General features: G+C 60.1%; 20 protein-coding genes and 2 pseudogenes. 16 read left to right on the top strand and 6 right to left on the bottom strand.

The genetic code is table 11. The features are described 5' to 3' along the window. The first annotated feature begins 14 nt into the window (after positions 1 to 14). Positions 15 to 2,405, top strand: coding sequence for a transketolase-like TK C-terminal-containing protein (locus LB545_RS28790; RefSeq protein WP_140584535.1), 2,391 nt, complete (start codon positions 15 to 17; stop codon positions 2,403 to 2,405). A gap of 136 nt (positions 2,406 to 2,541) precedes the next feature. Here LB545_RS28790 and LB545_RS28785 read toward each other — a convergent pair whose 3' ends face one another. After that, on the bottom strand, positions 2,542 to 3,258 hold the full coding sequence (locus LB545_RS28785; protein ID WP_140500821.1) for an autoinducer binding domain-containing protein: 717 nt from the start codon (positions 3,256 to 3,258) through the stop codon (positions 2,542 to 2,544). A 205-nt stretch (positions 3,259 to 3,463) separates the two neighbouring features. Here LB545_RS28785 and LB545_RS28780 point away from each other — a divergent pair, with 205 nt between their 5' ends. The 14 genes from LB545_RS28780 (at position 3,464) to LB545_RS28715 (ending at position 17,124) form a co-directional block, all read left to right on the top strand. Further along, the gene (locus tag LB545_RS28780; RefSeq protein ID WP_140560153.1) at positions 3,464 to 4,093 is read left to right on the top strand and encodes an acyl-homoserine-lactone synthase; all 630 of its coding nucleotides are present in this window, start codon (positions 3,464 to 3,466) and stop codon (positions 4,091 to 4,093) included. A gap of 42 nt (positions 4,094 to 4,135) precedes the next feature. Then, positions 4,136 to 5,107 carry a P-type conjugative transfer ATPase TrbB gene (gene trbB, locus LB545_RS28775; protein WP_140584550.1) on the top strand — a complete coding sequence of 324 codons (972 nt, stop codon included), beginning with the start codon at positions 4,136 to 4,138 and terminating at the stop codon, positions 5,105 to 5,107. Beyond that, the gene (locus tag LB545_RS28770; protein ID WP_140584536.1) at positions 5,097 to 5,474 is read left to right on the top strand and encodes a TrbC/VirB2 family protein; all 378 of its coding nucleotides are present in this window, start codon (positions 5,097 to 5,099) and stop codon (positions 5,472 to 5,474) included. Before trbB ends, LB545_RS28770 begins: the two co-directional genes overlap by 11 nt. After that, positions 5,467 to 5,766 (top strand): conjugal transfer protein TrbD, encoded by a 300-nt coding sequence (locus tag LB545_RS28765; RefSeq protein WP_140584537.1) that lies wholly within the window; start codon positions 5,467 to 5,469, stop codon positions 5,764 to 5,766. The genes LB545_RS28770 and LB545_RS28765 overlap by 8 nt, the downstream gene beginning before the upstream one ends. Positions 5,767 to 5,782: 16 nt before the next feature. Next, positions 5,783 to 8,221, top strand: coding sequence for a conjugal transfer protein TrbE (locus tag LB545_RS28760; RefSeq protein ID WP_140584551.1), 2,439 nt, complete (start codon positions 5,783 to 5,785; stop codon positions 8,219 to 8,221). Next, positions 8,196 to 9,029 carry a P-type conjugative transfer protein TrbJ gene (gene trbJ / locus LB545_RS28755; protein ID WP_140584538.1) on the top strand — a complete coding sequence of 278 codons (834 nt, stop codon included), beginning with the start codon at positions 8,196 to 8,198 and terminating at the stop codon, positions 9,027 to 9,029. Before LB545_RS28760 ends, trbJ begins: the two co-directional genes overlap by 26 nt. 4 nt (positions 9,030 to 9,033) lie before the next feature. After that, a complete protein-coding gene (locus LB545_RS28750; protein WP_140584539.1) occupies positions 9,034 to 9,231 on the top strand; it encodes a hypothetical protein in 198 nt (65 codons plus the stop codon). A gap of 7 nt (positions 9,232 to 9,238) precedes the next feature. Beyond that, a complete protein-coding gene (trbL, locus tag LB545_RS28745; protein ID WP_140584540.1) occupies positions 9,239 to 10,429 on the top strand; it encodes a P-type conjugative transfer protein TrbL in 1,191 nt (396 codons plus the stop codon). A 30-nt stretch (positions 10,430 to 10,459) separates the two neighbouring features. Beyond that, positions 10,460 to 11,122, top strand: coding sequence for a conjugal transfer protein TrbF (locus LB545_RS28740; protein WP_140584541.1), 663 nt, complete (start codon positions 10,460 to 10,462; stop codon positions 11,120 to 11,122). Between the two features lie 35 nt (positions 11,123 to 11,157). Beyond that, positions 11,158 to 11,973, top strand: a complete 816-nt coding sequence (trbG, locus tag LB545_RS28735; protein ID WP_224706184.1) for a P-type conjugative transfer protein TrbG — start codon at positions 11,158 to 11,160, stop codon at positions 11,971 to 11,973. 2 nt (positions 11,974 to 11,975) lie between these two features. Continuing rightward, positions 11,976 to 12,440 (top strand): conjugal transfer protein TrbH, encoded by a 465-nt coding sequence (trbH, locus tag LB545_RS28730; protein WP_140584552.1) that lies wholly within the window; start codon positions 11,976 to 11,978, stop codon positions 12,438 to 12,440. 12 nt (positions 12,441 to 12,452) lie between these two features. Continuing rightward, positions 12,453 to 13,775, top strand: a complete 1,323-nt coding sequence (gene trbI / locus LB545_RS28725; protein ID WP_140584543.1) for an IncP-type conjugal transfer protein TrbI — start codon at positions 12,453 to 12,455, stop codon at positions 13,773 to 13,775. Between the two features lie 71 nt (positions 13,776 to 13,846). Then, positions 13,847 to 14,959, top strand: coding sequence for an efflux RND transporter periplasmic adaptor subunit (locus LB545_RS31085; protein ID WP_140584544.1), 1,113 nt, complete (start codon positions 13,847 to 13,849; stop codon positions 14,957 to 14,959). A 197-nt stretch (positions 14,960 to 15,156) separates the two neighbouring features. Then, positions 15,157 to 17,124 (top strand): efflux RND transporter periplasmic adaptor subunit, encoded by a 1,968-nt coding sequence (locus LB545_RS28715; RefSeq protein ID WP_181171901.1) that lies wholly within the window; start codon positions 15,157 to 15,159, stop codon positions 17,122 to 17,124. 370 nt (positions 17,125 to 17,494) lie between these two features. Here LB545_RS28715 and LB545_RS28710 read toward each other — a convergent pair. Further along, a pseudogene (locus LB545_RS28710) lies at positions 17,495 to 17,691 on the bottom strand (IS630 family transposase); the annotation flags it as partial. A gap of 155 nt (positions 17,692 to 17,846) precedes the next feature. Here LB545_RS28710 and LB545_RS28705 point away from each other — a divergent pair. Then, positions 17,847 to 20,471 (top strand): EAL domain-containing protein, encoded by a 2,625-nt coding sequence (locus LB545_RS28705; protein WP_140584553.1) that lies wholly within the window; start codon positions 17,847 to 17,849, stop codon positions 20,469 to 20,471. Between the two features lie 326 nt (positions 20,472 to 20,797). On the opposite strand, the pseudogene LB545_RS31245 reads toward LB545_RS28705, so the two are convergent. From LB545_RS31245 to LB545_RS28685, 4 genes and pseudogenes are all read right to left on the bottom strand, one after another. Then, positions 20,798 to 21,327, bottom strand: a pseudogene (locus LB545_RS31245) (hypothetical protein); the annotation flags it as partial. A 299-nt stretch (positions 21,328 to 21,626) separates the two neighbouring features. Next, positions 21,627 to 23,003 (bottom strand): ISNCY family transposase, encoded by a 1,377-nt coding sequence (locus LB545_RS28695; protein ID WP_181172000.1) that lies wholly within the window; start codon positions 23,001 to 23,003, stop codon positions 21,627 to 21,629. Between the two features lie 171 nt (positions 23,004 to 23,174). Next, positions 23,175 to 23,618: a type II toxin-antitoxin system VapC family toxin gene (locus LB545_RS28690; RefSeq protein WP_140501354.1), complete on the bottom strand. Its 444-nt coding sequence runs from the start codon at positions 23,616 to 23,618 to the stop codon at positions 23,175 to 23,177. Between the two features lie 2 nt (positions 23,619 to 23,620). Next, entirely contained in the window at positions 23,621 to 23,872 is a 252-nt protein-coding gene (locus LB545_RS28685) for a type II toxin-antitoxin system Phd/YefM family antitoxin (RefSeq protein ID WP_140501355.1), read from the bottom strand. Positions 23,873 to 23,980: the final 108 nt, after the last annotated feature.

Below are 23,980 nucleotides of genomic sequence, written 5' to 3'. Positions count from 1 at the left end.
AGGAGGCTGGGCAATTGGACGAACGGGAATTGGATGCGCTTTCGGCGCTGGAGAAAAAGGTGCTGTGGCTGTCGACGTGGACGATCCACAACGCCAACCATCTTCGCGAAAGCACTGACGGAGTGAAAGTCGGCGGGCATCAGGCATCATCCGCCTCGCTGGTGACGATCATGACGGCCCTCTATTTTTCAGTGCTGCGGCCGGAAGATCGCGTTGCGGTCAAACCGCATGCATCACCTGTCTTTCACGCTATTCAGTATCTTCTCGGCAACCAGACCAGGGAAAAACTCGAGCAGTTCCGCGCCTTTGGCGGAGCGCAAAGCTATCCATCGCGGACCAAGGACGTCGACGATGTCGATTTCTCCACGGGCTCGGTGGGGCTGGGTGTTGCACAGACGCTGTTCGCCTCGCTCGTGCAGGACTATCTCTTGGCCCGTGACCAAAGCATGTCCCAGGGCCGCATGGTGGCGCTGATCGGCGACGCCGAGATGGATGAGGGCAACATCTTCGAGGCGCTGTTGGAGGGCTGGAAACATGGCCTGCGCAATTGCTGGTGGATCGTTGACTACAACCGCCAGAGCCTCGATGCCGTCCTGCGCGAGGGGCTGTGGGAGCGCTTCGAAAGCATCTTCCGCAACTTCGGCTGGGACGTCGTCATCCTGAAGTACGGGTCCCTCCAGCATGCCGCCTTCACCGAGCCAGGCGGCGGGGCGCTGCGCGACTGGATCGATGCTTGCCCCAACCAACTCTACTCGGCGCTGACTTTTCAAGGCGGCGGCGCCTGGCGCAAACGCCTGCTGGCCGACATTGGCGAAGAGCCGGAAGTCGCGTCACTGCTCGATCGCCGCTCCGATACCGATCTGGCCGCGCTGATGACCAATCTCGGCGGTCATGATTTGCCCTCCCTACTCGATGCCTTCGACACGGCGCGCGGCAACGAGCGGCCGACATGCTTCATCGCCTACACCATCAAAGGTTTTGGGCTGTCGCTTGCCGGTCACAAGGACAATCATGCCGGCCTGATGACCAAGGACCAGATGGCAACGTTTCGTGCGTCGATGTCGGTCGTCGAGGGGCGCGAGTGGAACGCCTTCGAAGGATTGGATATGGGCGAACTGGATCTTCAACGGTTTCTCGATGCTGTTCCATTCGCGGCGAAGGGCAAACGGCGCCGTCACGCCCAGCGCATGCTCGTTCCTGGTCATCTTGTCTCGGAGGCCAAAGGCATCGTCTCCACGCAGATCGGTTTTGGCCGGATCCTGGACGAGATCGCGCGCGCCGGTGGGCCGCTTGCCGATGCGATTGTCACAACATCTCCGGACGTCACGGTCTCGACCAATCTCGGCCCATGGGTGAACCGTCGCGGCCTCTTCGCCAGGGAATCGCTGGCGGACACATTCCGCAACGAACGTATCGCCTCGGCGCAGAAATGGGAGTTCGGCACGTCCGGCCAGCATATCGAGCTTGGCATCGCCGAGAATAATCTGTTCATCCTGCTGTCGGCGCTCGGACTGTCGCATTCGATCTTCGGCAAGCGGCTGCTGCCGATCGGCACGCTTTATGATCCGTTCATCCAGCGCGGTCTCGATGCGCTCAACTATGCCTGCTATCAGGATGCGCGATTCCTGCTCGTGGCCACGCCGTCAGGCATTACGCTGGCACCGGAGGGCGGAGCGCACCAGTCGATCGCCACCCAGCTGATCGGAATGGCGCAGGATGGGCTTGCCGCCTACGAGCCGGCCTTTGTCGACGAGCTGAGCGTCATTATGCGCTTCGCACTCGATTACATGCAACGCGATGGGGACGCGGTGCAATCGGAGCGTACCTGGCTACGCGACGAGACCGGCGGGTCGGTCTATCTGCGGCTTTCGACACGTCCCGTCGAGCAGATTGCGCGCGTCATGACGCCGGAACTCGAACGCGACATCGTCGACGGCGCCTATTGGCTAAGACGTCCAGGCCCGAATGCCGAGCTGATCGTCGCCTACACCGGCGCCGTCGCACCGGAAGCCATCGAAGCGGTCGGTTTGATGGCTGAGGACCGTCGCGATATCGGTCTCCTGGCAGTGACATCAGCCGATCGGTTGAACGCCGGCTGGACCGCGGCAAGCCGCGCACGCGAGCGCGGCCTCATCCATGCAAGAAGCCATGTCGAAAGGCTGCTTGCCGACCTTCCAGCCCATTGTGCGATCATTACCGTCACCGACGGCCACCCGGCGGCACTAGGCTGGCTTGGCTCGGTCTCCGGCCACCGAACGCGCAGCCTTGGCGTCGAACACTTCGGCCAATCGGGGACCATCGATGATCTCTACCGGCATTTCGGCATCGACTCGAATTCGATAGCGACAGCGGGTGACCGGATCATCAATAGCCGGCCGGTGCGCCATTTGCGCGCGCTGGAGTGATATTATCTCAGCCTGGCGCCGCCAGGTTTAGCATTTTCTTCGTTGGCGAGCCCGTCGGGTCTCGGTCATCAGAATATCTGGGAAACGATCCACTCTCCGCCAGAACACCAAATCAGCGAGCGGTCCTTCCGCAAGCTCAGATCCACTTGCGCTTTATCGCGATGCCGAGGGCCTGATAGGTGGTTAGGACGTTGAGTTTGCGGCGAATGTTCTGCAGCTGAAACTCGACGGCTCGCCGGCTGACGTTGCGCAGCGTCGCAATGTCGTCGTTGGTCTTGCCCGCAAGGAGCCATGCGAGGCACTCGAGCTGATAGCTCGTCAAAGGAGAGGCGGCTGCGCTCATCAGCTGCTGATCATCGCGGCTCTGCAGATAGCCATCGACAAAGGCACCAAGCGTCAGAACCGAATAGGGGTCGGCCAACATGGTGGTGTCGGGTTTGCGCTCGCGCGACGAGAAGGTGAAGAGAGCCCGCCTTCCAAAACCATCGAAGATAGGGATAGAGATCCCCGAGCGGATGCCAAAATTCCGGGCTTCGCCGAAGAACGTCCGGTGATGCTTTCTCGCTGGAACGGGCAAGCCGCTCTCCCACCAGGCGTAGGCACCGCGTCTTGGAGAAACCGCTTCAACGACAGGATCCACCTTGGCCAGCCCGCTGTCGAGATAGTGCTTCTGCCACGCCACCGGATAGTTCGACATCCCATACACGTCCGCCTCGTGTACCGAGAGATAGGTGAACCATTCAAACCCCTGCGCGTTGGCGAACCTGCGCAAGGCCTGATCGATGGCAGGCTTGTCGGGCGCCAGTTTCAACCAGTCCCGCAGCATTTCAAACTGTGGCTTCAGAGACTTCATCGGCACTCCTTCTTACTGCCCCAGCCGCAAAAAGGTGCGTCTCATATTGAGGTTCAGGCGGTTGAGATCAACCTCAAAAATGCAACCATCGCTAGCAGACGGGTGAATCTTCGGATTTACCTGGCCGACCTTCGGAAACCCGTAATGGTCCGCCTGCTCGAACGCTGTTTCTTTCGCACTATCGAAACAGCGCGGAGAAAAAGGCATGCAGATAGTTGCGGTCAGGAATGGAGAAAGCAGCGCAGGGGATGGGCTGATTGATCAAATGCACGCGCTGCGCGCGCGGGTGTTCAGAGACCGCCTCGGCTGGAACGTGACGGTCAAGTCCGGGCGCGAAACAGATGAATACGATGCGCTCGATCCGACCTATCTCCTCGCTGTGACCGACGATTTACGCAATGTCGCTGGCTGCGCACGCCTTCTTCCGGCCACCGGTCCGACAATGCTGGGCCAGACGTTTCCGGTCCTTCTCGGTAGCGATCCCATGCCATGCCATTCAGGCTTGATCGAAAGTTCCCGGTTTTGCGTGGACACGGAGCTTGGATCCAGGAACGCGGCCAGAGGCCTCCACAAGACGACGATGGCGCTGTTCGCAGGCATCCTGGAATGGTCATTGGTCAACGGCTATTGCGAAGTAGCGACCGTCACCGACATCCGTTTTGAGAAGATCCTTGGCAGGGCAGGGCTACCTTTCAATCGCCTCGGCTCGCCCCATCCGATCGGCAACACGATCGCGGTTGCCGGCATCGTTCCAGCCACCCTTCAAAATGCGCTTCGCGTTCGGGCGAACGGATATCAGCCCTTCTCCCTGGACGCGCGCCCACTCGCAGCGTGACGGCGGATTGATCCAAGATGCATCCAAGATGATCCTCAAATGATGCCCACTTCGCAATCACACCATCGGCTCGTGCGAAAACTTCGCGAGGCCATGGGCAGCACGATCTGCAACACGCTCGACGACGCGCTCGTCGTCGAGATCATGCTCAATCCAGACGGGCAGCTCTTCGTCGAACGCATCGGCGAACCGATCACGCAGGCAGGCAGGTTGGCGCCGCAGGCGGCCGAGACGATCATTGGCACAGTCGCTCACGCGCTCGGAACGGAAGTGAACCTCAACCGGCCCATCATCTCTGGCGAGCTGCCGATCGGCGGACATCGGTTCGAGGGCCTGTTGTCACCGGTGGTCGCGGCACCCGTCTTCACGATCCGCAAGCGCGCCACGCGGCTCTTCCCGCTCGACAGCTATGTGCGCGACAAGATCATGACCCCATACCAGGCTTCGGTCATTCGCAACGCTGTCGAGAACCGGATGAACATCGTCGTCGCTGGTGGCACGGGGACGGGCAAGACAACGCTCACCAACGCGGTCATCGGCGAGATCGTCAGCCTGATGCCGGAACACCGCCTGGTTATTCTCGAAGACACGGGCGAGATCCAATGCGCGGCAGAAAATGTCGTCGCGCTCCACACGACTGATGCGGTGGACATGAGCCGACTGCTCAAATCCACCATGCGTCTGAGACCCGACCGGATCATCGTCGGCGAGGTTCGCGACGGCGCCGCACTCACGCTGCTGAAAGCGTGGAACACCGGCCATCCCGGCGGTATCGCCACGATCCACGCAAACAGCGCGCTCTCGGCCTTGACCCGCCTCGAGCAGCTGACGGCCGAAGTCAGTTCCAACCCGATGCCCGAAATCATCGGTGAGGCGGTCGACATGGTCATCTCCATCGAACGCACGCCGAAAGGTCGGCGCGTTCGTGAACTGCTGGTTGTCGAGGGCTATCGCGACGGCCGTTACCGCATCGAATCCCACGGCAGCGAAGAGGGGCACCGCCATGTCGCATAGGGCGATCAGGACTTCTGTTGGATTGACGGCCTCTCTTGTCCTGTCGAACAACTCGGCGCTAGCCGCCGGCGGTGGGGGCGGATTGCCTTGGGAGGGTCCGCTTCAACAGATCCAGCAGTCGATAAACGGACCGGTCGCCGGTACAATCGCACTGGCGGCCGTGGCGATCGCCGGTGGCATGCTGATTTTCGGCGGTGAATTGAACGATTTCGCACGGCGACTGGTTTATGTCGTGCTGGTTGCAGGCATCCTTCTCGGCGCAACCCAGATCGTGGGGCTGTTCGGGGCCGGCGGAGCGTCGATCGGCACGGAGCCAGCCGTCGAGGGCAGAGCGACCCAATCTCCCGCGGTTCTCATCGATGGCTGAGCGTTCCAGCCAACTTCACAGCGTCAGGATCCATCGCGCGCTTTCCCGGCCGAACCTTCTGTTTGGCGCGGATCGGGAACTGGTGCTCGTGACGGGCTTGGCAAGCGTCGTTCTGATTTTCGTTGTCCTGACCTGGTTCTCTGCGCTGCTTGGCATCGCGATTTGGGTCGTCATCGTCGGGTTGCTCAGGCTGATGGCAAAGACCGACCCGATGATGCGGACGGTGTATCTGCGACACATCCGTTACAGAGCCCATTACCGGCCGACATCGACGCCCTGGCGGGCCTACTAAATACGGACGGCTGATGATGGTCGCACTCAAGAAATTCCGGCATGCCGACCCCTCGTTTTCCGACCTGCTTCCTTATGCAGGGCTGGTGGACAACGGCGTCCTGCTGCTGAAGGACGGATCACTGCTCGCTGGATGGTATTTTGCCGGCCCGGATTCCGAAAGCTCGACCGATTTCGAGCGCAACGAAGTCTCGCGACAGATCAACGCGATCCTTGCTCGTCTAGGCAGCGGCTGGATGATCCAGGTGGAAGCGGTGCGTGTACCGACCACCGCCTACCCCCCGTGTGAGGACGGCCATTTTCCAGACCCGGTGAGTGCTGCGATCGACGATGAGCGCCGAAGGCATTTCGAGGCCGAAAGCGGCCATTTCGAGAGCCAGCACGCAATCCTTCTCACCTACCGTCCGGCCCAGAAGCACAAATCGGCGCTGGCAAAATATGTCTATTCCGACGACGCCTCCCGCAACGAACGTTTCGCTGATACGGTGTTGAAGTATTTTCGGAACGCAATCCGCGAGTTCGAACAGTATTTGGCGAACGTGCTGTCGATACGGCGCATGGTCACGCGGGAAACAGTTGAGCGCGGCGGAACACGCACGGCGAAGTATGACGAGCTTCTGCAGTTCGTCCGCTTCTGCATCGTAGGCGAGAACCATCCGATCAGGCTGCCAGCGATCCCGATGTATCTCGATTTCCTGGTAACTGCCGATTTCCATCACGGTCTTTCGCCGCTCGTCGACAGCCGTTACCTCGCCGTGGTGGCGATCGACGGTTTTCCGGCCGACAGCTGGCCGGGCATTCTTAACTCTCTCGATCTGATGCCTCTCACCTACCGCTGGTCGTCGCGCTTCATGTTTCTCGATGCCGTCGAGGCGCGTCAGAAGCTCGAACGAACCCGCAAGAAGTGGCAGCAGAAAGTTCGCCCCTTCTTCGACCAACTCTTTCAGACGAACTCCCGGTCGATCGACCAGGACGCCGCCATGATGGTGGCCGAGGCCGAGGATGCGATTGCGGAATCGTCGTCGCAGCTCGTTGCCCACGGCTACTACACGCCGGCTATCGTGATGTTCGACCAGGACGAGCGGCGCCTTCGCGACAAGGCTGAAGCTGTGCGCCGGCTTGTTCAGGCCGAAGGCTTCGGGGCCCGCATCGAGACACTCAACGCGACGGAGGCCTTTCTCGGCAGCCTACCAGGCAACTGGTACGCTAATGTCCGCGAGCCGCTGATCAACACGCGAAATCTCGCGGATCTTATCCCGCTCAATGCGGTGTGGTCGGGCAGTGCTGTTGCACCGTGTCCGTTCTACCCGGAGAATTCCCCGCCGCTCTGCCAGGTCGCGTCCGGCTCGACACCATTCCGGCTCAACCTTCATTCGGGCGATGTCGGTCACACCCTGATCTTCGGCCCGACCGGTTCTGGAAAGTCGACGCTTCTCGGCCTGATAGCAGCGCAGTTCCGAAGATACCAGGGCGCGCAGCTCTTCGCCTTCGACAAGGGATTGTCAATGCTACCGCTGACGCTTGGTGTCGGCGGCGATCATCATGATGTCGGGGCAGGCGAGGGGCTTTCCTTCTGCCCGCTTTCCCAACTTGGGTCCGATGGCGACAGGGCCTGGGCTGCTGAGTGGATCGAGACGCTGATCGCGCTCCAAGGCGTGAAAATCACGCCAGACCATCGCAACGCCATCGCCCGGCAGCTGGCCCTCATGGCGATGTCCCAAGGGAAGTCCCTCTCCGACTTCGTGTCAGGCGTGCAGTTGCGTGAGATAAAGGAGGCTCTCCAGCATTACACGGTCGACGGTCCGATGGGGCACCTGCTCGACGCCGAAGCCGACGGTCTGACGCTGTCGTCCTTCCAGACGTTCGAAATCGAGCAGCTGATGAATATGGGTGACCGAACCCTCATTCCGGTTCTGCTCTACCTGTTCCGCCGTATTGAAAAGCGCCTCACTGGATCGCCCAGTCTTATCATCCTCGACGAGGCCTGGCTGATGCTCGGGCACCCCGTGTTCCGCGACAAGATCAGAGAGTGGCTCAAAGTCCTGCGCAAGGCCAACTGCGCGGTTATCCTCGCAACGCAGTCGATCTCGGACGCCGAGCAGTCCGGCATCATCGACGTGCTGAAAGAATCCTGTCCGACGAAAATCTGCTTGCCGAACGGAGCCGCCCGGGAGCCCGGCACACGCGAATTCTACGAACGGATCGGCTTCAACGAACGCCAGATCGAGATCGTGGCGACGGCGCTCCCCAAGCGTGAATACTACGTCGTCTCGCCCGAGGGACGCAGGCTGTTCGACATGGCGCTCGGACCCGCAACGCTCTCCTTCGTCGGCGCTACCGGCAAGGATGACCTCAGGCGCATTCAGGAATTGCGAGACGTTCACGGCCAGGGCTGGCCCGCAGCTTGGCTCAAGGAGAGAGGAATAAACAATGCCGACACAGGCCTCCAATCGTAGTCGCGGCATCCGGCGAGGCTCACTTGCTCCATTGATTACGGCGCTGGCAACGAGCGCGTTGATGCCTGCTGCGCTGACGCCTGCCAACGCGGGTGCTGCCACGGGCAATGCGACCGAATGGACCCAGTTGCTCAATAACTCAGAACTCGTCGGCCTTGTCGGCCAGTCTGCCGAGCAAATTCAGAACCAAGTCAAGCAAATCACCCAGCTTGCCGAGCAGATCCAGAACCAGATGCGCATTTACGAGAACATGCTGCAAAATACGGCAAAGCTTCCTTCCCACGTTTGGGGTCAAGTCGAGAGCGATCTCGGAAAGCTCCAGGAGATCGTCAGCCAGGGACAGGGGATCGCCTTCTCGATGGGCAACATCGACGATGTCCTGAAGCAGCGGTTCCAAAGCTATGCCGATTTCAAATCCAAACTGCCCGAAGGGCAGGACTTTGCAAGCGCATGGCAAAGTTGGTCCGATACGAACCGCGACACCGTAGCCGGCACACTCAAAGCGGCGAACCTGACCGCGGAGCAATTCTCCAGCGAAGAGGCCACCATGCGCCAGCTCCGTTCTATGTCGGAGTCGGCGGACGGACAGATGAAGGCCCTTCAGGTTGGGCATCAGATCGCCACCCAGCAGGTAGCCCAGACCCAGAAACTGCGCGGCCTGCTGGCTCAGCAGACGACCATGATGGGAACTTGGTATCAGTCCGAGCAGGCAAAGGACGATCTGGCTCAGGCGCGGCGCGCGGAGTTCTTCAAGCGGTCGGAAAGTCCCTCCACGACTGATGGTCAGCAGTTCCGGCCGAACTGGTGAAACAATGAAACGCCTCGCGATTATTGCCGGCACCGGAATCGTTGTTCTTGCGGCCTTGATCTCAACGCTGGTTATTATGCTCCCGCGCGAAGAACAAGCTCAGATTGAGCCGTCCTCAGCGACCGACGATCGCGATTTCCTCGCGCTTCCCGAAAAGCCACGCACCGACGATGGCAAGGCGTTCAAGCCGGATTGGGATTGAATATAGGATGAGTAGGCAACTCGTACCTTGTTGGGTTCTGATCGGCGTGACCTCCGCGTGCCTCGTCACCACCGAACCCGTGGTCGCGCAATCGTTCAACAACGTTGTTGATACGATCCAAGACCGGATCACGAACGCTGCCAAGAGCTGGGAGACAACGATCCTTCAGGCCGCAACCTCATTGTTCTGGCTGCTCGCTTTGATCGAGGTCGGTATTTGTGCTGTGTGGCTTGCGATTAATTCCGCGACTCTCGAAGCCTGGTTCGGTGAACTGGCCAGGCGCATTCTGTTCATTGGCTTCTTCTTGTTTGTGCTTACCACAGGCCCGCAGCTAGCCAAAGATGTGGTCAACAGCCTGTTTCAGATTGGCGGAGGTTCAGGCTCGGTTTCGCCCGCGGACGTCTTTGACGCTGGTCTCAAGGTAGGTGCGTCGCTCTCCGAAAAGGTGTCTTTCGGCCTATTCGAAGATAACGCCCTCGCGACGGCGGCAGTATTTTCAATGGTTGTTGTGGTTATCTGTTTCGGCTTGGTCACCGCAATATTTATCGCTGTGATCACTGAGATGTATGTCGGCCTCCTTGCCGGCATGATCATGTTGGGCTTCGGTGGGTCGTCCTTCACAAAGGACCTCGCAATCCGATACCTGATCTACGCCTTCGGCGTCGGTATGAAGCTGATGGCACTCGTCATGATCGCCAACATAGGATCAGATGTCTTGGTCGGGATTGCTGACGATCCAATGACCGAAGAATCAGCCTACGCCACGACCGCAATAGCTGGAATTGCGGTGATCATCTTCATGGTTGCCATGTACGTGCCGACCATTGTGCAGGGTGTCGTCCAGGGCGTCTCTGTCACCGGCGGCATGGAAGCGATCCGCCACGGCGGTCAAGCGATTTCGGCGGGCCTCGGCGCCGGCACCCTTGCTTATGGAGGGACAAGGGTCGGTATTTCCGCCTACTCCGAAGCCCGGCAATCGGGCGCATCGTTCGGATCTGCCGCGATGAAGGGGGCTTTCTCGGGTGTCGGATCGGCCGGCAGTGCCCTGGCGTCCGCCGCGAGGGACCAGGCGATCGGCGCACCGGGATCTTACGGAACCTCCACTCTTGGTCTGGCCAACGCCAAGCTCGACGCGCCCCGCTCCATCCCCAAACAACGTTCCGGTTCTGGCAAAACCAGCTCAGCACCCAAGAAATAACGTCCTCCCAGTCAATCGAGACCAGCGCAGATGGCAAGACGAGACCATCCCGACAACCCCTATCTCGCCGCTCGCCAGGAGTGGAACGAGCGCTATGGAAGCTATGTGAAGTCTGCGAGCGCTTGGCGCGTCGTTGGCATCACTGGCATGACCATAGCGGTGATCGGCTTCTCCTACGCACTCTATCAGAGTACGCAGGTGAAGCTGGTGCCCTACATCGTCGAGGTCGACAAGCTGGGCGCCGCGGCTGTTGCCGGCTTCCCGCAACAGATCGAGTACGCCGATCCTCGCGTGGTTCGCGCAGCCCTGGGCGGCTTCATCACTTCCTTCCGGTCGGTCACGCCCGATGCGGTCGTCCAGAAGCAGTATATCGATCGCACCTACGCGCTTCTTCGGACCTCTGATCCCGCAACCGAGAAGATCAATAGCTGGTTTCGGGGCAATTCGCCGTTCGAGAAAGCCAAGGCCGCAACGGTCGCGACCGAAGTGAACAACGTCGTCGCCTTGTCGAACCAGAGCTACCAGATCGACTGGACGGAATTCGAGCGTAATCGAAAAGGCAAGGAAACGGCGACCCGCCGTTTTCGAGGCATTGCCACCGTCACGCTTACCCCGCCGCAGGATGAGGAAATCATCCGCTTGAACCCGATCGGATTGTATCTTCGCGATTTCGATTGGACCGCGCAACTATGATGTCCTTGAGGTTTTACACCATGATCCCCTTATCCATGCGAGCGAGTGCCTGCGTTGCGGTGCTCGCTCTAGCCTCAGCATCGATCTGGGCCTCGGCGGCGGCCCAGGAGATGAGCGCCAATGAGACGAAAGGAACCAGCATTTCGGGGAAATGGCGAGGGTCACGAGGTCTCATCACCAAGGGCGCCGATGGCAAGGTGGTCTTCCTCTATGGCGAGGTGCAGCCGTCCATAGTTTGCTCACCGCTCCAAGTCTGTGACGTAGAACTCCAGGCCGGTGAGGTCGTTCGGGACGTGCTGGTTGGCGACACCGTTCGCTGGAAGGTCGAGCCGGCCACATCCGGCGCGGTGGGTGACCAGGCGGTCCATCTGATCCTCAAGCCATCTGAACCCGACCTCGTCTCATCGATGGTCGTGACGACGTCGCGGCGCACCTATCATATCCAGCTCAAGTCGCATCAAACACAATACATGGCCCGCGTCGGGTTCGAATATCCGGACGAGGTCAATCAGAAGTTCGCCGAGATTAACGCGCGGATGGAAGCGACCACGATCCCGGGCGCCGGCGTGCCCGCCGAAAATCTAAACTTTGGCTATCGGACGAGCGGCCGCGCTCGCTGGAAGCCGACACGCGTCTATTCGGATGGAACCAAGACCTACATCCAGTTCCCGTCTTCTTTTGCCGGGCAGGACGCGCCGGTCCTGTTCGTCGTCTCGGGTGGCGAGAACCGGATCGTCAACTATCGGGTGAAAGGCACGATGATGATCGTCGACTACATGGTGGACCGCGCGGTTCTCGTTTCCGGCGTCGGCTGGAAGCAGGAGAAGATCACCATCAAGAGGGGAGGGTGACCATGGCCAGCTTTCGATCGTTAGCACCACTAGCCCGGATTACGGCTGTTTCCGTAATGTGCGCCTGCGCCACTGCTTGCCAGACCCCGGGCGAGGGCGATCTCACGGCAAGCGTCGACAAGGCGGAGCTCTCTTCAACGGCTGCCAATGCGATCGCCGGTGACATGGTGAGCAAGCTCGCGGACGTCGTCGGACCTGGCACCGGAACCATTGTCCTCAAGTCCGATGGTTCTCCCTTCGGCGAGGCCATGAAATTGTCCTTGAAGAGCTCGGGCTACGCAGTGGCGATGGCAGATCAGAAGACGCACGGCAGCAAGCTGATCCATCTCGCCTATGTCGTTGACAGTTTCGAAGGCAGCGTGCTCGCCCGTCTGTCGACATCGACCATTGATCTTGGCAGGGCTTATGCGGTCACGAAATCAGGCGCGACCCCTTCGAGCCCGCTGTCCATCATGCGGCGCGGCTGAGAGGAGGCGCGAATGTCCTCACTCGATATTTCAACAAAGCCATCCGGCGACGGTGATGGCGCTCCCCGCATTCGCCGCCTCAACAGGTTGCCGGTCATCGCAGCAATTGCGCTCGCGATCTTGTTCTTCGGCGTCATCATCTACGGATTGTCGCAACGCGGCCTGTATTTTCGCGGCGGTGACGGCATCGGCTCGGCTTCGAACTCTCCGCCCGCGCGCGACTTCGCCGACCAACTCAAGCGCGGCGTGTCGGACGGCGTCATCGAGGCGCCCGTCGAACCCTCCGTGTTTCGGCCGTCACCACCACCGGCGACCGCCGCGCCGCTTCCAGCCAATCCGTTCAAGCCGGCACCCACGACAAGTCAATCCACCGCCGTGCCGGAACCGGCGGTCGAGCCGGAACGCATCTGGCGCGCGCGCCTCCAGCGTGAACAGGAAGAGCAATATCTGCGCGAGCGGCATCGCCAGCGGATGGCCCGGCTTCAGGCGAATGACGCAGCGTACGATTCTCCGATCAGCGTCGGTATCGGCGATCAACGTAAGCTGGATGGCGACAAAGGGAGCGCTCCCGATACGGTGAGCGCGAATGCATCGCGAGCCGGCGCAACTGACCTTTACGCCGCAGCGATGCGCGCTGGACTGGCCGGCCAGGCCGGATCCGACGCGAACCGGCAAGGCGATAAAGCCGGCTTCTTCAATCAGGATATCAAGGATCTCGGCTACCTACCGAACCGTGTCGTTCCCCAATTGTCCCCGTATGAACTCAAACGGGGGTCGGTCATTCCCGCGACGCTGATAACGGGTGTGAATTCTGACCTGCCAGGCCGCATTACAGCACAGGTCTCTCAAAACGTCTTCGACAGCGCCACTGGACACCATTTGCTCGTTCCCCAAGGCGCGAAGCTCTTCGGCAGGTACGATTCGAGCGTCACCTTCGGCCAGCGCCGCGTGCTCGTCGTCTGGACCGAGGTCATTTTCCCGAACGGTGCGACCCTGCAGATCGAAGGCATGGCCGGCACCGATGCCCAAGGTCACGGCGGCTTCAAGGACAGAGTGAACAATCACTATCTCAGGACATTCGGGTCTGCGATCCTGATCGCGGCGATCGGTGCCGGCGTAGACATGGCGATACCGGAAGATCGCAATGCACTTGGCTCCGAAAACAGTGCCGAAAATTCGGCAAGACGATCTTTCGCAGAAACCTTTGGCCGCGTTGCCGAGCGGGCGATTTCGAAGAACATCGACGTGCAGCCGACGCTCGAAATCCGGCCTGGCTATAAGTTCAACATTCTGGTTGATCAGGACATCGTCTTCCCCCGTGCTTATTCATCCTGAACCATAAGCGTCGGGTCGACCAGAGAAGACGACAAACGAAGGGAGGAGCACACAGCTCACTGCTTCATGTCGTGTGGGCGGGCCGGCTCTGCTCCCATCTTGATGCGCAGAGTCGCGAGGGAATACGCGAAGTCGTTGCCGCCGACATCGATCCGGCGATTGCAGTCGACTGGTCGGAGTGGCTGCCGTCCTACCTGGTATGGATTCCACTCGCGCCTCCGCTTGGTGCGCTCGTGCTGGCGCGGGAGACACCGCTGAACGAGGGAGAGCGGAATCTGCTGGCACTAATGGCGGATGCCTATGGCCATGCGTGGAAGGCGCAGCTCAAAGGCCGGCCTCTTCGCGAAAAGATAACATTCGCACGAAGGGGCCGGCGCAGCGTGGCCGCTGCCCTCGCGCTAGCGCTGCTCATCGGCATCGGTTTTTTGCCGGTTCGCCAGTCGGTGCTTGCGCAGGCCGAGATCGCTCCGCGTGAATCCTTCATGGTCCGTGCGCCGCTCGACGGCGTCGTCGAGAACGTCCTTGTCAAGCCCAACGAAACCGTGGTGCAAGGGCAGACCGTTGTCACCCTCGATCCGAGAAAGCTGCGCAACCAGCTCGAGGTGGCGACCCGCGCTGAGGAGTCGGCGGAAGCCGAGCTGCGCCAGGCGAAGCAGTTCGCGGTCGTTGACCAGAAGGTCCGCGCCTCACTGCCGGTGCTCCAGGGAAAGCTTGACCAGCAGAAGGCCGAGGTCGCCTATCTTACCGAACAGCTCGGCCAGACCGAGATCAAATCGTCACGCTCCGGAATAGCGGTGTACGACGACCCGAACGACTGGATCGGCCGGCCCGTGGCCATTGGCGAGCGCATGATGCTGATTGCCGATCCGGACAAGGTCGAGGCCGAGGCGCGCCTTCCGGTTGCCGATGCGATCGACCTTGAAATCGGCGGACCGGTTTGGCTCTTCCTGAACATCGAGCCCGGGCGGCCGCTGGATGCTGTCCTGACCTTCGTCTCATACAAGGCGCAGCAAGGTGCCGACGGGGTGCTTGCCTATCGCGTGAAGGCACGGCTTGCCCGAGACGAGCAATTGCCGCGGATCGGACTCAAGGGCACCGCAAAGCTCTATGGTCAGCAAGTGCCACTGGCCTATGCGATATTCCGGCGACCGATATCGGCAGCGCGGCAATGGCTGGGGTTCTGAGCCTCGGCGGGGGCGCGCCAACCAGGCGCCCAGTGCCGAACAGCGCTGCTGCCGCGACCGCGCCGTCCGACCTTCCGCCACTTCGCGACGAGCTTGTCCTGGAGCCGGCCGGCCGGGTCAGTGGCGGGGCGCCGAGCTGGACGCTTTACGATCCGGCCGCCAACCGCTTCTACCGCCTCGGCTGGCTGGAGTTCGAAATGCTGTGCCGCTGGCACCTCGGCGACATGCAAGAGATCGCTGACCAGATCGGCCGCGACACAACGCTTCGGCCCACAAAAACCGATGTCGAGCAGTTCTTCCGTTTCCTTGCCAGCGCCCACCTGCTGCGCGAGGCGAGGCCCGAAGGGACGTGGCGTCTCCTCGAGCACAAGGCGGCCAGGAAGCACGGATGGCTCACCTGGCTGCTCCACCACTATCTGTTCATTCGCATTCCGCTCTTGCGGCCGGACCGGATTCTCGAGGCCCTGCTGCCACGACTGGGATGGGTCTACAGCTATGGTTTTTTCGCAACCACGATGTTTGCCGGGCTGATGGGCCTATATCTCGCCGTGCGGCAATGGGATATGTTCAAGGCGTCTTTGCCCTGGTTCTTCTCGCTGGAAGGCGCGGCTTTGGCCGGAGCAGCGCTACTCACGTCCAAGGCCCTTCACGAGCTTGGCCATGGCCTCACGGCCAAGCGCTACGGCTGCCGCGTTCCAAGCATGGGTGTGGCGCTCCTCGTTATGGCGCCGGTCCTCTATACTGACACGAGCGCCGCCTGGCGGCTCAAGGACCGCCGGCAGCGGCTCGCGATCGGCTGCGCCGGTGTGGCGGCCGAATGCTGCCTCGCGGCCTATGCTTTGCTGCTGTGGAACTTCCTTCCCGACGGGATAATCCGCAGCGTGGTATTTGTCTGGGCGACCACCGCATGGGTGCTGACGGTGCTCGTCAACATGTCACCCTTCATGAGGTTCGACGGCTATTACTTGTTCTCGGACCTGATAGAAGTTCCCAACTTGCAGGAACGCTCCTTCGCGCTCGCCCGGCACAAGCTTCGGGAGTTGCTGTTCGACTTTGGCGCTCCGCCACCCGAGGCCTGGTCGGCAGGGATGCGTCGTATCCTTACGATCTATGCTGTCTCGACCTGGCTCTACCGCTTCTTTCTGTTCCTCGGCATCGCGCTCGTGGTCTACCACATGTTCTTCAAAGCGCTTGGTATCCTGCTGTTCGCTGTGGAGCTGTGGTGGTTCCTCGCACGTCCAATCTTCCGCGAGCTGGTCGAATGGGGGAAAAGGCGCAGAAGCAGGCCGTTGAACGCCAGAACCGTTCTCACTTCGACCGTCTTCGCCTGCATTTTCGTTGCGCTGATCATTCCCTGGCGCGGCTCGGTTCATTCACCGGGGATCCTTGCAGCCTCTACCCAGGTCGAGCTGTTCTCGCAAATGCCGGGACGCGTATCGGTGATCCATGTGAGGGTCGGCGACCAGGTGGAAAAGGGCGAGCCCCTCGTTGAATTCACCTCGCCCGAAATCGACTTCAAGGTCGAGCAGGCCAAGCTGAACGTCGATGATCTGGTAAAGAGAATCCGCGCGGCAGCGCAGGATCCGGCTCTGCGCTCCGATGCGCAGCTGCTGGAACGTGAATTGGAGGGAGCCAAAGCGGAGCTTGCCGCCGCCGAGTTCGAGCGGAAACGGCTCGTTATCCTCGCGCCCGCGTCAGGGATTGTGGTGCAGCTTGCGGAGCCCCTCGCAGTCGGCGAATGGGTCAAGGCCGGCGAATCCGTCGGTCTGGTTGCGGATCGCTCGGCTGCTCGCGTCCATGCCTATGTCGTGGAGGCCGACCTCCAGCGCATCGAGGTCGGCAGCGCCGGCTCATTTGTTCCCATTGACCTTGCCTCACCGCGTCTGACGGCCCGCGTGATCGCCATCGATAGCGCCGCAATAGAGACACTGCCCGATGTGGAGCTCGCCTCCGCCCACGGTGGTCCGATCGCAACGCGGCAAGGACCGAACGCGAAGCTGGTTCCGGAAATGTCGCTCTATCGCGTCACCATGGGTGTGACTGGGCCGGCCCCGCTCCAGCATATCATGACGGGGACCGCGATCGTCGCAGCCCGCCGCGCCTCCATTGCCGGCCAGATTTGGCGCAAGATTGCCGGCGTCATCATCCGCGAAAGCGGATTTTGAATTTGCCGAACAGCAGCTGTCCGGCCTACCGCCCGCACGTTGAGCTCTCCGCGCCTTTTTGCAGAACTTGACGCACACAACCGCGTTCAGGCGCCGCGTCTAGTTTCCTAACAGCTGCGTGCCGGCGCCGATATGTGCCCAACGGGTTCGAAGAGTTCGTCGGAGCCCGAGAGGCATTTCCGCAGACGTCAGCCCGTCGATGCAACATCGTTGCCCATGAATGACGGACCAGCGAAAGCGTGTTGATGCAATAGATCCATCGTTGTCTACAACCGAAAAAACCACGCCGGCGTTGGCTGCGGGGCGCCGCTTAGTCCATGCCGGCAGCGCTGATCGCCTTATATTCGTGGAGCAGCCGCGCACCCATACAGCGCAGCGCGCCACGGAAGGTCAGGGTGCGGCAATGGCCGCGCGGAGCCAGGGCGCACAGCCGCTGCCACTTCGGCCGCCAACATGGCAGCGAGCCATGTTGGCCTTGATCCACGTCTCATCGAACAGGGACTGGGGATCGAGGCCGGTCTGCGAGGATCGCAAACGCAAGCGCCTGCTGGCGAGACCAGCGCGCGCCAGATACGCGTTAGTCTTCCAGGTGTCTTTTATAAATTTTGAGTAGAGGCGAAGAGATTCGATTAAGTCGGCTCCGATATCCTGCGCCAACTGGAAATCAGGGCGACCGAGATTCCATCTTGCCATTTGCTATTCATCAGCGCTTCCGCACCTTGATGTCCTGGACCAGTCTTCCGGCAGTGATCGCCCTTGCGGTGCTGTTAACTGCCGGAATTTTTGCCGACCATCAAAATAGCATTGTCACCGAGCAGGCATTGCGCGTTGACGTTGCGAAGGAGATGAACCTCGTTCGCGCCAAACTTGAGGGTAATGTCAACGGAGACCTTCAACTGGCGCGTGGTCTGGTCGCGACGATCGTTACTGAACCGAACATGAGCCAAGCTCGCTTTGCCAAACTGGCAAAGAGCCTCTTTCGCGAGAAGACACAGATCAGAAACATTGCCGGGGCCCCTGACCTGGTCGTCTCGTTGATGTATCCGAGGGAAGGCAATGAAAAAGCGATAGGGCTGGACTTCCGCGAAGACGAAAGGCTGCGCGAGGCAGTACTTCGGGCACGCGATAACAAGCAACTGGTATTAGCCGGGCCGGTAGAACTCAAACAAGGAGGTCAGGCATTCATCGGGCGATTTCCTGTCTTCCTTGACCGTGACGGCCCTCGCGAGACCTTCTGGGGCATAGTGGCCGCCGTGATCGACGTTCAGAAGCTGTACGCGGACAGCGGTCTTTTAGACAAGAACCTGCCAATCGAAATCGCTCTGATCGGTAAGGACGCTCTCGGGAGAAGCGGGGCGCGATTTTACGGTCCCGCGTACGTGACGGAACAAGATCCCGTCACTTCCGAGGTGCGGTTGCCGACAGGGTCTTGGCAGATTTCTGCGATTCCCAAGGGTGGCTGGAACACCACGCCTCGCAACGCCTGGATTTTGCGACTAACAATGCTCATCGGCGGCGCCCTGGTCGTGGTTCCGATCGTCTTGGCGGGGCGGCTTCTCGATCAGCGGTATAAGCATTACGCCGATCTGCGCCGCGGCGAACGACGACTGGCACAGCTTTCAGAGAGGCTGGAGCTTGCGCTTGACGCCTCGCAAATTGGCGTCTGGGAGCAGGATCTCGACTCGGACATTATATTCTGGGACGACCGCCTGAACGAAATCTATGGCAAGTCAGCAGATGGCGAACCAAGGACCTTCGAAGAGTGGTCAAGATCGATCCACCCTGACGATCTCGACGAGGCTAAGCGGGATTTCGCGCAAGGGATCGCAACCGGCATATACTCTTCGCAATATCGTGTGGTGCTTCCCAATGGAGTTGTCCGACACGTCCGCGTGCGTGCCAAGACTTACAGGGACGGCACCGACTACAAAATGGTTGGCGCGGAATGGGACGTGACGGCGGATGTGATCCAGACACGGGAACTGGAACGGGCAAAGGATCTCGCCGAAACGAGGAGTGCTGAGCTTGAGGCGGCGACAGCGCGCAATGAGCATACGGCGCTTCACGACTCACTGACCGGCCTTCCGAATCGCCGCCACCTCGACACGATGCTCGATAGCTATGCCGCCACAGGCTCAACGCCTGGCAGCGGCGCCGCGCTTCTGCATCTTGATCTCGATCGTTTCAAACAGATAAATGGCACGCTCGGCCATGCCATCGGCGACGCCGTGCTGATCCATACCGCAAAGGAGCTGACATCAACTGTTCGCTCATCAGACTTCGTTGCCCGAGTCGGAGGCGATGAGTTTGTGGTAGTCTGCAGACGCGATATCTCAACTGATCAGCTTAAACAGCTGGCCGACCGTATCATACATAGATTGCGGCAGCCGATTCCCTACAAGGACCATCAATGCCGTATCGGCGTTAGCATCGGGATTGCAGTCGATGCGGACGGTCCCATCGACGGCCCACGCCTGATGGTCAACGCGGATATAGCCCTTTACCGGGCCAAGAGTCGGGGACGCAATCGATATGAGTTCTTCACCCAAGACCTCCAGTCTGAGATCATTCGGACCAAACGGGTAGCCGACGAGATCCTCGCAGGGTTGGAACGCAACGAGTTTGTTCCACATTACCAGCTACAGTTCGATGCCAAAACGCTGGAGGTTGCGGGCGTTGAGGCGCTGGCGCGCTGGAACCATCCCGCCGACGGACTTCAGACGCCAGCCGGGTTCCTCAAGATTGCTGAAGAGTTGAATGTCGTTTCAATTATTGACCGACTAGTACTGGAACAAACCCTCCGCGACTTTGATCGCTGGCAGAGGGCCGGCCTCCTGGTTCCGCGCGCTTCGGTGAACGTCTCTGCGAGACGGCTTCAGGACGAGGAGCTGATCAACAGCCTGACGTCACTTTCGATAAAACCAGGAACCGTTTCGTTCGAACTTCTAGAGTCAATCTTCCTCGACGACAACGATGAGCTTATGATCTGGAACGTCAACCAGATCAAGGAACTCGGAATCGACATCGAAATTGACGATTTCGGCACCGGCCATGCGTCGATTGTCAGCTTGCTCAAGCTTCAACCGCGACGGTTGAAAATTGCACGCCAGCTAATTGGTCCAATCGCCAGGTCAGCCCAGCAGCGAGAGGTCGTACGATCGATTGTGCAGATTGGCCGGTCCTTGGGCGTGGAGGTCATCGCCGAAGGTGTCGAGACGATGCAGCAGGCCAAGGTCCTCAAGAATTTGGGCTGTGACATCTTGCAAGGCTATGCGCTGAGCCGACCAATGACCGCACACGGCATCATGAAGTTGTTAAACAACCGGCGAATGCTCGCAGCATCGTGAGATCAACGCGCGCGCGACGAGCATCGGCGCCCGCCAACCCCCGTTGCGGCCCCTGCGCATGACCAAGCGGATGTACTAGCGCCATTTCACGCGCCAGACCAATGGCTTTTCTAACAAGGCAGAGGCTCACGCCAGCCGGGTGGCCTCCATTTCAGGTATTACAATTGAGCGACGCACTGATGCCTCGCGCCGCATGACGCAGGCGATAGCCGCTGGCGTCACTGGCAAGCTTTTGAAGATTGGTCACATCCTTAAGCTTCTGGAAGGGAAGGAAGCAGAACCGAAGGCTCGCGGCTCACTTCGGATACGACAGGCCGGGTAGGTTCTTCCAGGTTCTCATGATCGGCGAGGGGACGAATGCATGTCCTTCGGAACTGCGCGGTTCCTTGCCGAAACGAGCTTTGAAATCAGCGGTGGAACTCGGCCGCATAGGCATCGGATGCCTCGATCGTGCTGATGCCGCGCAGACGCAATTCCTTCACGGTGCGAGCCATCGATCTGGACCAGCTCGCCGATGCGGTGGCGCCGGCCCCGTGGCTGATGCAACCGGCGCTTGCGCTCACGGCGCGACGTCCAAATCCCAGCCTCCGCCATCCATTTGCGCAGCATCTCCTTGCTGACCGCGAGCCGTTCGACCAGCTTCTCGCGCGCAAGCGTCGGTCCAAAGTCGACGTAGTCTTCCCGGATCAGCTCCAGCACGAAGTCGCGAACGCCATCGACAATGTGATTGTTGGAGCGCCGGCCACGCGCCTTGTGCCGGAGAGCCGCAGCGCCATGCGCCTGCAACGTCTTCAACAGCCGCCGGATCTCTTCGACACACCTGCTCGCGTTCGCTCATCAGAACCAGTCCCAATCTGCCGATCGCAGGCAGGATTGGCAAGGCAGGAGCGACATTCCTACTTTGCCAGGTCCCGACATTTTAACTTAGCTGCTACAGCTTATGTGGCGGCGATGTAGAAATGTCGCCGGTTCTGCAAAGTAGAAATGTCGCATTGGCCGTTCCAAAGGGCAGGGTGCAGCAAGTTAGAAATGCGACAATTAGGCGGACCCTGGCGCCGACGGAGCGCCCGATCGGGCGTAAGCTGGTCGGGGTTGCGCAGCCCGATCGGGTGCGGTTCCAGTAGGTTCCCCTCGGCTTTGGCTTTGAGAGCCGCTTCACTCGGCTGCGGCCAACCTTGCCAGTGCCTGTTCTCGCCGCGCGATGACAGCAGGATCGTTCATGAAATCCGTCCTGCGACCCGGCCTCGTTCCGCGCTTCTTGTAGGCGCTCTGCTCGCTGTTGGTCTTGATCTTCGGCGGAGGCCGCGCCTCGTCCTGCTGAGCCTTGATCCAGGTCAGCACTTCGCCGAGCCGCTTGTTCTCGGTGATCGCCGTGTGCGTGACGCGCTGCTCCTTGTCGAAGACGGTGTGGGGCAGGGAACACGCTCTCCACCGAACGTCCAGCCGACCGTCGGCGAACTCGTAGATATCGACGTATTTGCCGACCAGTCCGCACGAAAGCTCGTTCTTCTCCAGCATGATTTGCCTGCGCTCGTAGGAGAATGACAATTGCTGGCCGACATAGCGCTGCTCCCGCTTGCACAGCACGTCACGCAGCCGATCCGGCGCAACATTCAACGCGCGATGCAGATTGTCCGGTCGGGCAGAGACCTTGGCGAACCTCTCGTTGAAGTCGACCATGAACGCCGGTAGGAACGCATTGGCCGCCTCGATGTCCGATATGCCGGCGAGGCGCAGTTCCTTCACAAGACGGTCCTGCAGCGTCCGATTGACCCTTTCGACCCGGCCTTTGGCCTGGCTCGAATTGGCGCACAGGATCTCAATGTTGAGTTCTGACAAGGCGCGGCCGAACTGGGTCATGCCGCGGCCTGCCTTGGCATCCTTCTTGGCGACACGAAACACAGTGTGCTTATCGGAGTAGAATGCGACTGGGCAGCCGTGTGCCTTCAGATAGAGTTCCAGCGCCTCGAAGTAGCTGAAGGTGCTCTCCGACTTCACAAAGCGAAGCTGCTGGAGCTTGCTCGTGGCGTCGTCGATGAAGACGAGCAGGGTGCATGGATCGCCCCGCTCCTCGAACCAACGGTGATCACTGCCGTCGATCTGCACCAGCTCGCCATAAGATTCTCGACGCAAACGAGGCTGATGGAATGTCCGGCGCTGCTTGCGCGACAGCCAGATTCCGGCTTCCGCCATCCATTTGCGCAACGTCTCTCGCGACACGATCAGGCCGTGGTTCGCCGCCAACTTCTCGGCCGCCAAGGTCGGCCCGAAGTCGAGATAGTGTTCCCGAACCAGCCGAACCGCCAACTCACCGATGCCGGCGACATATCGATGGTTCGACGGTCGTCCTCGAGCCTTGTGCCGAAGTGCCGCGGCGCCTTCAGTCCGGAACGCCTTCAGCAGACGCTGGACCTGGCGCGTTGTCATATCCAGGACATGCGCCGCCGAGACAACCGTCATGCGCCGCTCCAAAACCTTCGACAGCACCTCGATGCGTTGCAGCTCGCGCTCGCTCATTAAGATCAGTCCCAACCCGCCGTCTCCCTCGCTCATCGGCGAGCAGGGCGACATTCCTACTTTGCGGAATCAAGACATTTCTATTTTGCGGCAATAGCTTAGAGTTGCATAACATGTATTATGGAACTAACATTTGTGATTACTATTCAGATACTTATGTGAACTTCAACATTTTGGTCGAGCAAGCTAACCGGGAAGCCCGATGAACGGATTCTGACACCGAACTCCGAGCGGTCTGAAATCCTTTTCATTGTCCGTGAGCACGACTAGATCGTGTTGCGTGGCTGTGGCAGCAATCGCGATATCCTCGAAACCGGGAGAGATGCCAGCTCCGCGGGCGACTGCCATAAGTTGCCCGGTTATCGTTGCCGTCTCGAGATCAAGAGGCAGAATGCGGCTACCGTAGTAGTGACGAATTTCTCCCCACCATTCAGCGAGCGCGGCCGCTTTTTTGGTGGCACCGGTTCGCTTGGCGTTCGCAATACCGTCCTCGATCTCAGCCGAGGTGATGACGGACAGCCAAAGGTCGGAGGATCTGTCGACGATCCAGGCAACTAGTCTTTCATCGGAGGGTGTCCTGCGTCTCGAGGGGGCGAGCAAACTGACGACATTCGTATCCAGAAGGTACAACGTCAAAACGCCGGGTCACGCAGAGCTCGTGCGGGCTTTCGGCTTCGCGCTAGCAGGTCACCGTCCTCCAACGGCGAATTTGTAAGCAGCCAACCCAGCGATGGCACACGGGAAAGGCGCTGGTACTCCGCATAGCTGATTACGACAGCCTCTCTTTTGCCGTGACGGGTGACAACCGTCGGGGCGCCTGCAACCGCTTCGTCGACGACATGCGAGAACGTCGCCTTCACATCTTTAAGCTGAACCTCTTTCATCTTGATAACCCTGTGACCAAAGTAGTCATATAACTCATGGAGCGAGCCTTGACAAGAAGGCCGTAGCCTACGCTATCGCCCAGTCCCTCGATACGACCGGCCTTTTCC

Origin of the sequence: Mesorhizobium sp. BR1-1-6, assembly GCF_020165355.1 — a bacterium.
Taxonomy (GTDB): Bacteria; Pseudomonadota; Alphaproteobacteria; order Rhizobiales; family Rhizobiaceae; genus Mesorhizobium.
Note: the sequence above shows the minus strand (reverse complement) of the source record. Positions and strands in the feature narration are given on the sequence as shown.

Bases quoted from the DNA above. Each gene is read 5' to 3' on its own strand.
- LB545_RS28785 (WP_140500821.1), bottom strand. From the start codon at position 3,258: ATGAAGTCTCTGAAGCCACAGTTTGAAATGCTGCGGGACTGGTTGAAA.
- LB545_RS28780 (WP_140560153.1), top strand. From the start codon at position 3,464: ATGCAGATAGTTGCGGTCAGGAATGGAGAAAGCAGCGCAGGGGATGGG.
- trbB (WP_140584550.1), top strand. From the start codon at position 4,136: ATGCCCACTTCGCAATCACACCATCGGCTCGTGCGAAAACTTCGCGAG.
- LB545_RS28770 (WP_140584536.1), top strand. From the start codon at position 5,097: ATGTCGCATAGGGCGATCAGGACTTCTGTTGGATTGACGGCCTCTCTT.
- LB545_RS28765 (WP_140584537.1), top strand. From the start codon at position 5,467: ATGGCTGAGCGTTCCAGCCAACTTCACAGCGTCAGGATCCATCGCGCG.
- LB545_RS28760 (WP_140584551.1), top strand. From the start codon at position 5,783: ATGGTCGCACTCAAGAAATTCCGGCATGCCGACCCCTCGTTTTCCGAC.
- trbJ (WP_140584538.1), top strand. From the start codon at position 8,196: ATGCCGACACAGGCCTCCAATCGTAGTCGCGGCATCCGGCGAGGCTCA.
- LB545_RS28750 (WP_140584539.1), top strand. From the start codon at position 9,034: ATGAAACGCCTCGCGATTATTGCCGGCACCGGAATCGTTGTTCTTGCG.
- trbL (WP_140584540.1), top strand. From the start codon at position 9,239: ATGAGTAGGCAACTCGTACCTTGTTGGGTTCTGATCGGCGTGACCTCC.
- LB545_RS28740 (WP_140584541.1), top strand. From the start codon at position 10,460: ATGGCAAGACGAGACCATCCCGACAACCCCTATCTCGCCGCTCGCCAG.
- trbG (WP_224706184.1), top strand. From the start codon at position 11,158: ATGCGAGCGAGTGCCTGCGTTGCGGTGCTCGCTCTAGCCTCAGCATCG.
- trbH (WP_140584552.1), top strand. From the start codon at position 11,976: ATGGCCAGCTTTCGATCGTTAGCACCACTAGCCCGGATTACGGCTGTT.
- trbI (WP_140584543.1), top strand. From the start codon at position 12,453: ATGTCCTCACTCGATATTTCAACAAAGCCATCCGGCGACGGTGATGGC.
- LB545_RS28715 (WP_181171901.1), top strand. From the start codon at position 15,157: ATGCTGTGCCGCTGGCACCTCGGCGACATGCAAGAGATCGCTGACCAG.
- LB545_RS28705 (WP_140584553.1), top strand. From the start codon at position 17,847: ATGTCCTGGACCAGTCTTCCGGCAGTGATCGCCCTTGCGGTGCTGTTA.
- LB545_RS28685 (WP_140501355.1), bottom strand. From the start codon at position 23,872: ATGAAAGAGGTTCAGCTTAAAGATGTGAAGGCGACGTTCTCGCATGTC.